At 69.9% G+C, this 12,903-nt stretch carries 17 protein-coding genes; 6 read left to right on the forward strand and 11 right to left on the reverse strand.

The features are described from left to right. Positions 1-11: 11 nt before the first annotated feature. Both rdgB and rph read right to left on the reverse strand, forming a co-directional pair. Positions 12-614 carry an RdgB/HAM1 family non-canonical purine NTP pyrophosphatase gene (gene rdgB / locus AB0I38_RS22395; RefSeq protein ID WP_358471080.1) on the reverse strand — a complete coding sequence of 201 codons (603 nt, stop codon included), beginning with the start codon at positions 612-614 and terminating at the stop codon, positions 12-14. Continuing rightward, positions 611-1,330: a ribonuclease PH gene (gene rph, locus AB0I38_RS22400; RefSeq protein ID WP_358471082.1), complete on the reverse strand. Its 720-nt coding sequence runs from the start codon at positions 1,328-1,330 to the stop codon at positions 611-613. Before rph ends, rdgB begins: the two co-directional genes overlap by 4 nt. A 68-nt stretch (positions 1,331-1,398) precedes the next feature. Between rph and AB0I38_RS22405 the strand changes: the two genes are divergently transcribed. Beyond that, complete coding sequence (locus tag AB0I38_RS22405) at positions 1,399-2,640, forward strand: MFS transporter (RefSeq protein WP_358471084.1); 1,242 nt, start codon at positions 1,399-1,401, stop codon at positions 2,638-2,640. Here the strand turns inward: AB0I38_RS22405 and AB0I38_RS22410 are convergent. From AB0I38_RS22410 to AB0I38_RS22420, 3 genes are all read right to left on the reverse strand, one after another. Beyond that, positions 2,625-3,377, reverse strand: coding sequence for an MBL fold metallo-hydrolase (locus tag AB0I38_RS22410; protein ID WP_358471086.1), 753 nt, complete (start codon positions 3,375-3,377; stop codon positions 2,625-2,627). The two genes, AB0I38_RS22405 and AB0I38_RS22410, sit on opposite strands and share 16 nt — an antisense overlap. Further along, positions 3,331-4,197 (reverse strand): glutamate racemase, encoded by an 867-nt coding sequence (gene murI / locus AB0I38_RS22415; RefSeq protein ID WP_358471088.1) that lies wholly within the window; start codon positions 4,195-4,197, stop codon positions 3,331-3,333. The genes AB0I38_RS22410 and murI overlap by 47 nt, the downstream gene beginning before the upstream one ends. Positions 4,198-4,262: 65 nt before the next feature. Next, the gene (locus AB0I38_RS22420) at positions 4,263-5,054 is read right to left on the reverse strand and encodes a thioesterase family protein (protein ID WP_358471090.1); all 792 of its coding nucleotides are present in this window, start codon (positions 5,052-5,054) and stop codon (positions 4,263-4,265) included. Positions 5,055-5,163: 109 nt separating this feature from the next. On the opposite strand from AB0I38_RS22420, the gene AB0I38_RS22425 reads away from it, so the two are divergent. Continuing rightward, positions 5,164-5,490 carry a hypothetical protein gene (locus AB0I38_RS22425; protein ID WP_358471092.1) on the forward strand — a complete coding sequence of 109 codons (327 nt, stop codon included), beginning with the start codon at positions 5,164-5,166 and terminating at the stop codon, positions 5,488-5,490. 188 nt (positions 5,491-5,678) lie between these two features. Here AB0I38_RS22425 and AB0I38_RS22430 read toward each other — a convergent pair whose 3' ends face one another. Then, complete coding sequence (locus tag AB0I38_RS22430) at positions 5,679-6,113, reverse strand: hypothetical protein (RefSeq protein WP_358471094.1); 435 nt, start codon at positions 6,111-6,113, stop codon at positions 5,679-5,681. A gap of 108 nt (positions 6,114-6,221) precedes the next feature. Here AB0I38_RS22430 and AB0I38_RS22435 point away from each other — a divergent pair, with 108 nt between their 5' ends. Continuing rightward, positions 6,222-7,637, forward strand: a complete 1,416-nt coding sequence (locus AB0I38_RS22435; RefSeq protein WP_358471096.1) for a DUF3352 domain-containing protein — start codon at positions 6,222-6,224, stop codon at positions 7,635-7,637. Positions 7,638-7,681: 44 nt separating this feature from the next. On the opposite strand, the gene AB0I38_RS22440 is transcribed toward AB0I38_RS22435, so the two are convergent. The 5 genes from AB0I38_RS22440 to clpS all read right to left on the reverse strand — a co-directional run bounded on the left by AB0I38_RS22440 (position 7,682) and on the right by clpS (position 10,290). Beyond that, the gene (locus tag AB0I38_RS22440; RefSeq protein WP_358471098.1) at positions 7,682-8,629 is read right to left on the reverse strand and encodes a PLP-dependent cysteine synthase family protein; all 948 of its coding nucleotides are present in this window, start codon (positions 8,627-8,629) and stop codon (positions 7,682-7,684) included. A gap of 1 nt (position 8,630) precedes the next feature. After that, on the reverse strand, positions 8,631-8,903 hold the full coding sequence (locus tag AB0I38_RS22445) for a MoaD/ThiS family protein (protein WP_358471100.1): 273 nt from the start codon (positions 8,901-8,903) through the stop codon (positions 8,631-8,633). 140 nt (positions 8,904-9,043) lie between these two features. Then, positions 9,044-9,445: a M67 family metallopeptidase gene (locus tag AB0I38_RS22450; protein ID WP_358471102.1), complete on the reverse strand. Its 402-nt coding sequence runs from the start codon at positions 9,443-9,445 to the stop codon at positions 9,044-9,046. Between the two features lie 10 nt (positions 9,446-9,455). Beyond that, the gene (locus tag AB0I38_RS22455) at positions 9,456-9,986 is read right to left on the reverse strand and encodes a DUF2017 domain-containing protein (protein ID WP_358471104.1); all 531 of its coding nucleotides are present in this window, start codon (positions 9,984-9,986) and stop codon (positions 9,456-9,458) included. 10 nt (positions 9,987-9,996) lie between these two features. Then, on the reverse strand, positions 9,997-10,290 hold the full coding sequence (gene clpS / locus AB0I38_RS22460; RefSeq protein WP_436838766.1) for an ATP-dependent Clp protease adapter ClpS: 294 nt from the start codon (positions 10,288-10,290) through the stop codon (positions 9,997-9,999). 52 nt (positions 10,291-10,342) lie between these two features. On the opposite strand from clpS, the gene AB0I38_RS22465 reads away from it, so the two are divergent. The 3 genes from AB0I38_RS22465 to AB0I38_RS22475 all read left to right on the forward strand — a co-directional run bounded on the left by AB0I38_RS22465 (position 10,343) and on the right by AB0I38_RS22475 (position 12,893). Further along, positions 10,343-11,620, forward strand: coding sequence for a nicotinate phosphoribosyltransferase (locus tag AB0I38_RS22465; RefSeq protein WP_436838768.1), 1,278 nt, complete (start codon positions 10,343-10,345; stop codon positions 11,618-11,620). A 15-nt stretch (positions 11,621-11,635) separates the two neighbouring features. Beyond that, on the forward strand, positions 11,636-12,205 hold the full coding sequence (locus tag AB0I38_RS22470) for an isochorismatase family protein (protein WP_358471110.1): 570 nt from the start codon (positions 11,636-11,638) through the stop codon (positions 12,203-12,205). 112 nt (positions 12,206-12,317) lie between these two features. Then, a complete protein-coding gene (locus AB0I38_RS22475) occupies positions 12,318-12,893 on the forward strand; it encodes a hypothetical protein (protein ID WP_358471112.1) in 576 nt (191 codons plus the stop codon). Positions 12,894-12,903 lie beyond the last annotated feature (10 nt).

The following is a 12,903-nucleotide window of genomic DNA, read 5'->3' on the forward strand; positions in this document are numbered from 1 at the left end:
TTACGCGGTGGTTACGAGGGAGCCAGGAGATCGCGGACGATCGGCGCCATCGCCCGGAAGGCACGGCCACGGTGGCTGATCGCGTCTTTCTCCTCGGGCGCGAACTCGGCCGTGGTGCGGGTCTCGCCCTCGGGCACGAAGATCGGGTCGTAGCCGAACCCGTTGCTGCCACGCGGCGTGGTGACGAGGCGTCCCGGCAGGACGCCTTCGACCACGCGCGACTCCCCCGAGGGCAGCGCGAGCGCGGCGGCGCAGGTGAAGCGGGCGGTCAGCAGGTCGGCGGGCACGTCGGAGACCTGCCGGAGCAGCAGCTCCAGATTGGCCTGGTCGTCGCCGTGGCGCCCCGACCAGCGGGCCGAGAACACTCCAGGCATCCCGCCCAGCACGTCGACGCAGAGGCCGGAGTCGTCGGCGACCGCGGGCAGCCCCGACTGCTGGGCCACGGCGTGCGCCTTGAGCAGGGCGTTCGCCTCGAACGTGACGCCGGTCTCGGCGACGTCAGCGATGGCGGGGAACGCGTCGAGGCCGACGACCTGGAGGTCGGCGAACTCCGACAGGATGCGCCGCAGCTCAGCGATCTTGCCCGGGTTGCGGGTCGCCAGCACGATCTTCACCGGCCCAGCGCCTCCTGCTGGATCAGCGTCAGCTCCTCGCAGCCGGCCACGGCGAGGTCGAGCAGCTGGTCGAGCGCGCCCCGGTCGAACGGCGCGCCCTCGGCGGTGCCCTGCACCTCGACGAAGCTGCCCGTGCCGGTCATGACGACGTTCATGTCGGTCTCGGCCGCGACGTCCTCGGTGTAGCAGAGGTCGAGCATCGGCACCGCGCCGACCACGCCGACCGACACGGCCGCCACGGAGCCGACGAGCGGGTCGCCCGGGCACATTTTGCGCTCGCGCATCCATGCGATGGCGTCGGCCAGGGCGACGTAGGCGCCGGTGATGGCGGCGGTCCGGGTGCCGCCGTCGGCCTGCAGGACGTCGCAGTCGAGCAGAACGGAGTTTTCGCCGAGGGCCTTGTAGTCGACGCAGGCCCGCAGCGAGCGGCCGATCAGCCGGGAGATCTCGTGCGTGCGGCCGCCGATCTTGCCGCGGACCGACTCGCGGTCGTTGCGCGTGTTGGTGGCGCGCGGCAGCATCGCGTACTCGGCCGTCACCCAGCCCTGGCCGCTGCCTCGGCGCCAGCGCGGCACGCTGTCCTGGACGGAGGCGGCACAGAGCACCCTGGTGCCGCCGAACTCCACCAGGACCGAGCCCTCCGCATGGGTGATCCACTGCCTGGTGATGGTGATCGGGCGAAGCTGGTCAGGGCCACGGCCATCCTGTCGAGACATGCAGATCACCCTATCTCCGCATCGCCACACTCTTGACCGATCGAGTCCGACACATGGATCCTTACGCAATGACAACGGGGGTGTTGCGGAGCCCTGATTTCCGCAGATTTCTCGGCTCGCACGTGGCCAACGAACTCGGGGGCAATATCTCACGTGTGGCGCTTCCTCTGGTCGCCGTGCTCGTCCTGCACGCCGGCGCGCTGGAGGTGGGCCTGCTGTCCGCGCTGCAGACGGTGGCCTTCCTGGTGATCGGCCTGCCCGCCGGCGTCTGGGTCGACCGGATGCGCAGGCGGCGCGTGATGGTGGCCGCCGACCTGGCTAGAGGGCTGCTGCTGGCGAGCATCCCGCTGGCGTACACGCTGGGGCTGCTGTCGATCTGGATGATGTTCACGGTGGCGCTGCTGGTGGGTGCGGCCCAGGTCTTCAACGACGTCGCCGACCAGACCTACCTGCCCGAGCTGGTGAGCAAGGACGACCTCGGCAACGGCAACTCCAAGCTGGAGTTCGTCCGGGCGGGCGGCTCCCTGGCGGGTCCCAGCGTGGGTGGCTTGCTGGTGCAGTTGCTCGGCGCGCCCGTCACCATCCTGGCCACGGCCCTGACCTCGCTCGGCTCGGCCCTCCTGCTCGGCTCGATCAGGACGCCCGACCGCCTGGCGCCGCCCGCCGAGGAGCGTCCGGGCATGTGGCGCGGCATCCGTGAGGGGCTGGCGTTCGTCTGGGAGGACCGGCTGTTACGCGCGATCACCGTCACGACCGCCGGCACCAACCTCTGCCTCAGCGCCGTGCTCGGGCTGTCGGTGCTGTTCCTGGCCGAGGTGGTGCGATTACCGCCCGGGGTGATCGGTGTGCTGCTCATGTCGGGCGCGGTGGGCGGCCTGCTGGGCGGCCTCACCGGCGGCTGGCTGTTCAAGAGGTACGGCACGGCCCGGGTGACCTGGCTGGCCATCTCCGTGACGTCTCCCTTCGGCTTGTTGCTGCCGATGACGCAGGCCGACTGGCGGATGTCGTTCTTCAGCATCACCTCGATCGCGCTGTCCTGGGGCGCGATCATCTACAACGTGGGCCAGCTGACCTACCGGCAGACGGTCGCCCCGGAGCACATGCTCGGCAGGGTCAACGCGACGGTGAGATTCGTCGTCTGGAGCACGATGCCGCTGGGGGCGCTGCTCGGTGGCCTGGTGGCCCAGCAGATCGGGGTGCGGCAGGCGCTCTGGGTGTTCATGGGCGGCAGGCTGATCTCGTTCGTGCCGCTGCTTTTCTCGCCGTTGCCGCGGTTGCGCGACTTCACGCAACTTCAGCCCAAGTCGTAGACGGCGCCGCTTCTGGCCAGCTCGATCGGGCCGCCGTAGGAGCCGCAACAGGCCTCGTCGAGGACCCGGGACTGGTCGTTCCAGGGCACGAGATGGGTGAGCACGAGCCGGCCGGCGGCGGCCTTGGCGGCGTGCTCGGCGGCCTGGCGGCCCGTCAGGTGCAGGCCGGTGGGCAGGTCCGGCTGGTCGACGAACGACGCCTCGCACAGGAACAGGTCGGCGTCCTCGGCCAGCTTCACCAACTCGGCCGACTCGCCCGTGTCACCTGAGTAGGCGACGCTCCTGCCGCCGTGGGAGACGCGGAACCCGTACGCCTCGACCGGATGGTTGACCAGCCCGGCGGTCACGGTGAACGGCCCGATCCCGAACGTCCCCGGCTCCAGCCGGGTGAAGTCGAAGGCGGTCTCCAGGCCCGGCTCGTCCGGCATGCCGTAGGCGGCGGCCAACCGGCGCGGCGCGTCGGCCGGCGCGTGCACCGGCACCCTGGGGTGTGGTGCGCCCGGCCCGTACGTACGCACCACGTGATAGCCGCACAGATCGAGGCAGTGGTCGGCGTGCAGGTGGGACAGGCAGATGGCGTCGATGTCGTAGAGGCCGATGTGCCGTTGGAGCGCGCCCAGCGCTCCTGTGCCGAGATCCAGCAGCAGCCGGAAGCCCTCGGCCTCGATCAGGTAGCAGGACGCGGGGCTGTCAGGACCGGGGAAGCTCCCCGAGCAGCCGATGATGGTCACCTTCATGTGGGCCTCCGTTAGAGGTAGTACCCCCCACCGGTGTGACTTCGACCGCATCGATCTCCGGGCCCAGGAAGCGGCGTCCGAGCTGGGCGAACAGGGTGGAATCGCCAGTGGCGCGGAAGCGGTGCCGGGGGGTGGCCTCACTTCCTGCCGCCAGGTCGCGGTCGTGGAGGATCCGATAGACGTCCTTGGCCGTCTCGTCGGCGCTGGAGACCAGAGTGACCCCGTCGCCGGCCACGTAGGAGATGGCGCCGGTGAGCAGCGGGTAGTGGGTGCAGCCGAGGATGAGCGTGTCGCACTCGGCCTCCTGGACGGGCCGGAGGTATTCGCGTACGACCTCGATGAGCTCCTCGCTCGCCGTCTCCCCTCGTTCGACGTACTCCACCAGGCGTGGGGCGGCCACGCCGGTGAGCCGGACGTCGGGAGCGGCGGTGAAGGCGTCGTGGTAGGCCATCGAGTGGATGGTGGCCCTGGTCGCGATCACGCCGACCCTGCCGGTGCGGGTGGCGCGCACCGCGCGCCGGGTGGCCGGCTGGATCACCTCGACGACCGGCACGTCGTAACGCTCGCGGGCGTCGCGCAACACGGCGGCACTGGCGCTGTTGCACGCGATCACCAGCATCTTGACGTCGTGCTCGACGAGGTGGTCCATCACCTCCAGCGCGTAGGCGCGCACCTCGGCGAGGCGTCTGGGGCCGTACGGCTGGCGGGCGGTATCGGCCACGTAGGTGATGGACTCATGAGGCAGCTGATCAATGATCGCTCTGGCGACCGTCAGGCCGCCCACCCCGCTGTCGAAGATCCCAATGCTCGCGTCCGGCACCCTTCAGAGGGTAGGCGACCTGCGGGATTCTCACTGCGTAAGAATGCTCACAGTGCTCGTTCGTGTCATCCGCGTCCCACGCGAGCCAACTGGCGTGACTGCGCGACGAGCCGCCCCGCCGAGTCCCAGACCTCGACGTCCTCGTCGAACCAGCCGTCGGAGATGAGCCGGCCGCCGCCGATCAGCGTGAGCCAGCCGGGGGCCGGCAGCGCCCGCAGGTGCCAGGTCAGGTCGACGGTCGGCGCCCAGCCACGGGCGCCGGCCGAGAACACCACGGGCGGCAGCGCGTCGACCGCGAGGGCCAGCACGTAGGGGTCGGGGTCCTGGGGCTCGGTCAGCCTGAAGTAGGCGCGCGACTCGGGGCGCCCAGTCGGCTCGCCCTTCAGCCAGCCGACGGTGGGCGGGTCGAAGCGCATCTCCATGCGGGCGTTGAGCGTCATGTTGGACTCGGGCCTGGGGTCGGGTAGCTTCACGCACTCCTCGGGGGGCGGCATGACATATCCCGCTTTGTCGGCGTACGCGGGCTCGGCGTCGCCGAGTGTGGCCGTGGTGACCAGGCTCTCGATCTGCGCCACGCCGTCCTGGACGAGCGTCGCCCTGGTGAAGGCCACGGTCCGGCCCGCCTTGAGCTGCTCGACCACGACCCGCGCGGGGCCGGCCGCCGGCGACCGGTGAAACTGCGAGGTGGTGCTCACAGGGTGCTCGAACGGCGAGGAGTCCACCACCGCGCGCAGGATGACGGCCATCAGGTATCCACCGTTGAGCGGGCCGCCGATCGCGTATCCGGGATCGAGGCAGACGTCATAGGTGCTCTCGTCCACCCGGATCGCCTGCGTGGCCTCGTCGAACTTCGTCATCCGCCCTGCCTTTGAATCCGAACTTTATTCTAGTAGCCCCATACTCTACGGCATCCGTCCATCAGCGCGCCTACCTGGGAAAATGCACTCGGGATGGGACAGTTCGAGCATGGCAAGTGTCTCCGAACTCATCGGGCAGTCGGTGTGGGACGTGGACGGAATCTGGATCGGTCACGTCGTCGACATCCGCGTGGTGCGTCACCGCGGCGAGCTGCAACGCAGCCAGACCGTCCAGGGCCTCATGGTCTCGGCCAGCCGGAGGCCGATCATGCTCGGCCTGACCCGTGACCGTCCTGGACGCCGGGGCCGGCTGTCAGGGCTGGTCGCGCGCCTGATCTACGCGGGATGCACGTTCGTGCCCTGGTCTGCCGTAGAGGAGTACGACGAGGGCGAGGTCCACCTCAGCGCAGGACGTAAAGAGCTCACTCGGGCATGAATCCTGACTTCAGCACATTGCAAGCGCCTATCTAGCAACATCAGCTACCTTCACTGTGGTCATAAGTCCACATTGTGAGTTGAGTGATGTCTGCGAATAATCCCCCTAGCGGCCAGGATCCTGACCGGACCACGGCATACCGTTGGAACCCGGACCAGGAGCCCTCGACCCCGCCGACGACGCCGCATTCACCGAACCAGCCGTACCCGCCGCAGCAGCCCTATGGCCAGCAGCCGCAGTACGGGCAGCAGGCGTCCTCGGGCCAGCAGGACCCGTACGGGCAGCAGGCGTCCTCGGGCCAGCAGGACCCGTACGGGCAGCAGGCGTCCTACGGCCAGCCCGACCACGGGCAGGCCGCCTTCCAGCAGCAGGCCGGCTACGACCGGCAGCCGTACGGCCAGCAGCCGCACGAGCAGCAGGGCCACGGCCAGCAAGGCTATGGGCAGCAAGGCCACAGCCAGCAGCAGGGTTACGGGCAGCAGCAGGGTTACGGCCAGCAGCAGGGTTACGGCCAGCCGCAGAATTACGGGCAGCAGCAGGGCTATGGCCAGCAGCCGCCCACCCAGCAGGACCCCTATGCGCAGCAGGCCCCGTACGCACAGCAGGCGCACTTCGGGCAGCAACCGCAGTACGGCCAGCAGGACCCGTACGCGCAGGCCGGTTGGCAGCAGCAGGGCCCGGAGGGCTTCGGCCCCGCCGACCCGCCGAAGAAGGGCCGCAAGAGCTGGATCATGGCCATCGCGGCCGCGCTCGCCGTGGTCTTGCTCGGCGGCGGTGCCGTCTGGGCCGTGGGCGCGATCGGCGGTGGCGGCACCCAGCCGCACGAGGTGCTGCCGGCCGCCGCGGTTGCCTACGTCCGGTTCGACCTGGACCCGGCGGCCAACCAGAAGGTGGCGTTGTTCCAGTTGGCCAGGAAGTTCGCCGTCACCAAGGACTCGTTCTCCGGCGAGGACCCGCGCCAGGCGCTGTTCGAGGCGATCAAGAAGAGCGACAAGAGCGTCGCCGACATCGACTTCGCCAAGGACGTCGACCCCTGGCTGGGCAGCAGGATCGGTATGGCCGTGCTGCCTCCGGCGGCGGGCGCCAAGGAACCAGGTGTCGCCGTCGCCGTCCAGGTCAAGGACGAGGCGCTGGCCAAGGCGGGCATCGCCAAGCTGATGAGCGGGGAGAAGATCGGGGTCGCCTTCCGCGACGACTACGCGCTGCTCGCCGCCACCCAGGCGGAGGCCGACAAGTACGCCATCGCCGAGGGCAGCCTCGCCGACAACAGCGACTTCAGCGATGACCTGGACGCCCTCGGCGAGCAGGGAATCCTGTCCTTCTGGGGGCACCTGGGCAAGCTCGGGGAGCTGGCCAAGAGCGGGATGACGGCGGATCAGACCAAGATGCTGGGCCAGGTCAAGAACGCCCGGTTCACGGGCGCGCTCCGCTTCGACAGCGCCTACGTCGAGCTGGCCGGCGCGGTCCGCGGCCTGGAGGGCCTCACCGATGGCGACCCGCAGAGCGCCAACCTGAGCACGCTGCCGGCCACCACCGCGGGCGCGTTGTCCATCTCGGGCCTCGACCAGATCATCACCAAGCAGTGGGCGGAGATCGAGCAGTCGGCCGCCTCCGCCGGCGGCGCGGAGTTCAAGCAGTTCGTGGATCAGGCCAAGCAGACGTACGGCCTGCAGCTGCCCGACGACCTGGCCACCTTCCTGGGCAAGAACCTGACGGTCGCGATCGACAGCGAGGGCCTGGACAGCGACCAGGTCAAGGGCGGCGTCCGCATCGTCACCGACCCGGCCAAGGCTCAGGCCGTCTTCGACAAGGTCCAGCAGGCGATGGCGTCCAGCGGCCAGGCCGCGCCGCAGATCGCGAAGGTCGCGGGTGACGGCACGTTCACCCTGGCCACGTCCGACGAGTACGCCAAGCAGCTGTCCGCCGAGGGCACGCTGGGCGAGAACGAGACCTTCACCACGGCCGTCCCCGACGCCGAATCGGCGACCTTCGCCCTGTTCGTCGACCTGGACAAGGTGGAGAAGTACTACCTGGAGAGCATGAAGGGCGACGAGAAGGCCAACGCGCAGGTCCTGCGCGCCATCGGCCTCAGCGGCAAGCAGACCGACACCGAGGGCACGTTCTCGCTGCGGGTGCTGTTCAACTGATGTCCTGACACACGAAACGGGCGGCCGGTCTCTCACCGGCCGCCCTAAGCCCAGAGCTGGCCTTCGAGCCGCTCCTCGGCCTCGTCCAGGGTGCCCTCGTAGGCCCCGGTGGACAGGTATTTCCACCCGCCGTCGGCCACGACGAAGACGATGTCGGCCCGCTCCCCCGCCTTGACCTCCTTGCGGGCCTCGCCCAGGGCGGCGTGCAGCGCGGCCCCGGTGGAGACGCCCGCGAAGATGCCCTCGGCCGACAGCAGCTCGCGGGTGCGGCGCAGCGCGTCGGCGGAGCCGACCGAGAAGCGCGTGGTCAGCACGGACTCGTCGTAGAGCTCGGGGATGAAGCCCTCGTCCACGTTGCGCAGGCCGTAGACGAGCTCCCCGTAGCGCGGCTCGGCGGCCACGATGCGCACGCCGGGCACCCGCTCGCGCAGGAACCTCCCGACGCCCATGAGGGTGCCCGTCGTGCCGAGACCGGCGACGAAGTGGGTCACGCCCGGCAGGTCCTCGAGGATCTCCGGCCCGGTCGTCTCGTAGTGGGAGCGCCAGTTGGCCGGGTTGCCGTACTGGTAGAGCATCACCCAGGACGGGTTCTCGGCGGCCAGCTCCTTGGCCACCCGGACGGCCTCGTTGGAGCCGCCGGCGGCGGGCGAGGAGATGATCTCGGCGCCCCACATGCGCAGCAGCTGGCGCCGCTCCTCGGAGGTGTTCTCCGGCATCACGCAGATGAGCCGGTAGCCCTTGAGCTTGGCCGACATGGCCAGTGAGATGCCGGTGTTGCCGCTGGTCGGTTCGAGGATCGTGCAACCGGGCGTGAGCAGCCCGTCCTTCTCGGCCGCCTCGATCATCCACAGCGCGGGCCGGTCCTTGACCGACCCGGTCGGGTTGCGGTCCTCCAGCTTGGCCCAGACCCGCACGTCAGCGGAGGGCGAGAGCCGGGGAAGACCGACGAGCGGGGTGCGCCCGACAGAGTCGATCAGTGAGTCGAAACGCATGTCAGCCGCCGGCGACGGCTGGCAGAACGGTCACCGTGTCGCCGTCGGACACCGGCGTGCCGAGCCCGCCGAGGAACCGGACGTCCTCGTCGTTGACGTAGACGTTGACGAAACGGCGCAGGGTGCCCTGCTCGACGAGACGCTCCTTGAGACCCGGGTGGCGGGACTCCAGGTTGCTGATGAGCTCGTCGAGGGTGGCGCCCTCGGCGTCGACGGCCTTGGCGCCGTCGGTGTAGTTACGCAGGATGGTCGGAATGCGAACCTCGATGGCCATCGCGGTCAGTCTCCTCGGATCAGGTCGTCGTCCATCGGCGGCAACACCGACGGCTGGATAAGAAATTCCAGCTCAACGACAGTCGTAGAGGACGACAGCCGGAGTGTGCGCGAAGCGATAACTCTGCACAGGCCGGACCATCATGGGACAAACCCTACCTCTTCCTCCGTGATCTCGCCGTCCACGATCCGGTAGGAGCGGAACTCCACCTCGTCCTCGTCACGGGTCGAGACGAGCACGTAGTGGGCGTTCGGCTCGGAGGCGTAGGCCACGTCGGTGCGCGACGGGTAGGCCTCGGTGGCCGTGTGGGAGTGATAGATCACCACGGGTTCCTCGTCGCGCTCGTCCATCTCGCGCCAGACGCGGAACTGCTCCATCGAGTCGAAGCGGTAGAAGGTGGGCGAACGCTCGGCGTTGGCCATCGGGATGAACCGCTCCGGGACACCGTCTCGTCCGGCGATCACACCACACGCCTCATCGGGGTGGTCGGCCCGCGCATGGGCAACGATCTTGTCCACGAGTTCCTGCGGGATCGTCAGCATGCCCCGGAAGCTACCAGAGGGCCCGGACCAGGGTGTCCTGGAGGTAGGTCAGCCAGTCGTAGGTCACGTAGGCCGGGTAGCGGGGGTCGTCCTCGGACATCATCGCGATCTCGTCGTGGATCTCCTCGGTCACCTCCAGCTTGGTGCCGAGCGCCAGCCGCACGTCGTTGAGGGAGCGCAGCCACGCCTGGGCCTGCTCCGGAGTGAGCTCGCTGCGCCCTGGCCGGGCGGTGTCGAGCATGGTCTGCGCGTCGGCGCGCTTGCCGTCGCGCAGTGTCGCCTCGGTGTAGCGGCGGAACTCCGCCGACTCGTCGGCGTCCTGGTAGGCCGAGGGGAACAGCCGCGCCAGCACCGGGTCGTCGGGCGCCTTGCCGCCCACGGCGCCGATGCCGAGCGCGCGCTCAAGCGGATCGTCACCCGTCTCGCCCGGCGCCACGAGCCCGAGCACCTGCGTGACGAGCGAGCGCAGGATCGAGACCTCCGCCGCCTCGAAGTCGGCGACGACGGCCCCGCCGCGACCTGAAGAGAATCCGGAACTCACCCGTGCCGCCTCACTTGACCGAATCCGGCTGGAGCGTCGCCCACAGGCCGTAGGAGTGCAGAATCTGCACATCGCGTTCCATCTCTTCACGGGTGCCGCTGGACACCACGGCCTTGCCCTTGTGGTGGACGTCCATCATCAGCTTCTCGGCCTTTTCGCGGGTGTAGCCGAAGACGGTCTGGAAGACGAAGGTCACGTAGGACATGAGGTTGACCGGGTCATTCCAGACGATCGTCACCCATGGCAGATCGGGCCGGACGTCCGTTGACGGACGCTCGACGGCGATTGGAGCGGTGCTACCCACATCCCCCATCCTGCCCTACCTCGGCCGTAGTCTTCGAGTCGTGACGACGACCATGAGCACTGCGTTGCTCACAGATCACTATGAGCTGACAATGTTGCAGGCCGCGCTGCGCAGCGGCGCCGCCTCCAGGCGTGCGGTCTTCGAGGTGTTCGCCCGGCATCTCCCCGGTGGCAGGCGGTACGGCGTCGTGGCCGGCACCGGGCGCGTGCTCGACGAGCTGGAACGATTTCGATTTGGTGACGAAGAGCTTACTTTTCTGCGGGACAACCAGGTGGTCGACGAATCCACCCTGGCCTACCTCGCCGACTACCGGTTCTCCGGCGACATTCACGGCTACGCCGAGGGCGATCTCTACTTCCCCGCCTCCCCGATCATGGTGGTGGAGGGCACGTTCGCCGAGGCCGTGCTGCTGGAGACGTTGATCCTGTCGATCCTCAACCACGACTGCGCGATCGCCTCGGCCGCCTCCCGGATGCGCAACGCGGCGGGCGGGCGCCCGCTCATCGAGATGGGCTCGCGCCGCACCCACGAGCGGGCCGCCGTCGCCGCCGCCCGCGCCGCCCACCTCGCCGGTTTCACCTCCACGTCCAATCTGATGGCCGGCCACCTCTACGGCATCCCCACGGCCGGTACGGCGGCGCACGCGTTCACGTTGCTGCACGACTCCGAGAAGGCCGCGTTCGAGGCCCAGGTCGCCTCGCTCGGTCCCGGCACCACGCTGCTGGTCGACACCTACGACGTGGCCGAGGCGGTCCGCACGGCGGTCGAGCTGGTCGGCGCCAAGCTGGGCGCGGTCCGCATCGACTCGGGCGACCTCGGCGCCGCCGCGCAGGAGGTGCGCGAGCAGCTCGACGCGGTCGGCGCCTTCGACACCCGCATCCTGGTCACCTCCGACCTCGACGAGTACGCCATCGCGGCCCTGGCCGCGGCCCCCGTCGACGGCTACGGCGTGGGCACCTCGCTGGTGACCGGGTCGGGCGTGCCCACGGCCGCGCTGGTCTACAAGATGGTGGCCCGCGAGACCGCCGGAGGCCGGATGGAGCCCGTCGCCAAGCGCTCGGTCGGCAAGCCGTCGCGCGGCGGCCGCAAGCGCGCGTACCGGCTGCTCGACCAGGCCGGACGGGCCGAGACCGAGCTGATCACCACGTCGGACGCGGTGCCGGAGGACGGCATCCCGCTGCTGCGCGAGCTGGTGCGCGACGGCCGGACCGTCGGCGCGGAGCCGCTCTCCGCCGCCCGCGAGCGTCACGCCGAGGCGGTCGCGCTGCTCCCCCTCGACGCGTTGCACCTCGCGCGCGGCTACGCGGCGGTCCCGACCGAGTTCGCCTGACGTATCGTGCTGCGTATGGGCACCGCGCTGATCATCGTCGACGTTCAGAACGACTTCTGCGAGGGCGGCAGCCTCGCCGTGACGGGCGGATCAGAGGTGGCGGCCGCGATCACCCGGCATGTGGCGGCGCACGACTACGGCCACGTGGTGGCGACCCGCGACTACCACGTCGATCCCGGCCACCACTTCTCCGACCAGCCCGACTACGTGACCAGCTGGCCCCCGCACTGCGTCGCGGGCACACCGGGCGCCGACTTCCACCCGGCGTTCGACCTCGGCGCGGTGGAGGAGGTGTTCAGCAAGGGCGCCGACTCGGCGGCCTACAGCGGCTTCGAGGGGTTCTCCGGTGAGGGGGTGAGCCTCGGCATCTGGCTCTACGAGCGCAAGGTGCACGAGGTCGACGTGGTCGGCATCGCCACCGACTACTGCGTCCGGGCCACCGCGCTCGACGCCGTCAAGAACGGGCTGGCCGTGCGGGTGCTGCTCGACCTCACGGCCGGGGTGTCGCGGGCGACCTCTGACGCGGCCGTGGCCGAGTTCGACTCCGCCGGTGTCACGTTGCACGGGGCGCCCATCGTCGGCTGACGCGTAAACGCCTGGCGGGCGCGCGGTCAGATGATGGCCAAGGCGCCGCCGGGCCGCCACGCCACCGGAGTAGGACGGAGACTCACCTGTCCTCGTCCTCGTGTGAGGTGTCATGCCCGCCTACTCCCTCGGCCTGGCCTGGCTGGTGCTCGGCCCGCTCAGCCTCTGGGTTCTCGTCCGTGGCCGCCATGCGGCCCGGCTCGGCGCTCTCCTGACGGTGGCGGCGCTGGAGGCCGCGACGGTCGCGGCCAACGCTCCCTCGCCGCTGGAGGTCGTGGCGCACGACATGCCCCACGTGCCCGAACGGGTGGTGTGCGCGGAGCGCAGACCGGTGCCCGAGACCGCCCACCTGGACGACCGGCACGACGGCCTGACCTTGTCCTGGGCCGCCGCTCCTGGTGAGTGCGCGACGGCCAGGGTCGTGGTGCGTCCCGAAGGCCGGAAGCTGCGCGTCTGGGTGCGCGAGGGTCCCGAGAAGGGCGAGCGCCGCAGAGAGCACAACCTCGGCCGTGGGACGGCCCTGCCGGCGGGTGAGCCCCGCACCCTGCCCGTACGCGTCGAGCGCGGCGCCGCCTCGCTGCTGGTGCCGCTCGGCGGGAGCCGCTACGTGCCGGTCGACGGCCGCACCGGGCACCGCATCCCGAGCGTCGCGGCCCGTCAAGCGGCGTCCTCGGGGGCCGTCCCTTAGGTGGCCCCGG

The organism is Nonomuraea cavernae (assembly GCF_040655715.1).
Lineage (GTDB): Bacteria > Actinomycetota > Actinomycetes > Streptosporangiales > Streptosporangiaceae > Nonomuraea > Nonomuraea cavernae_A.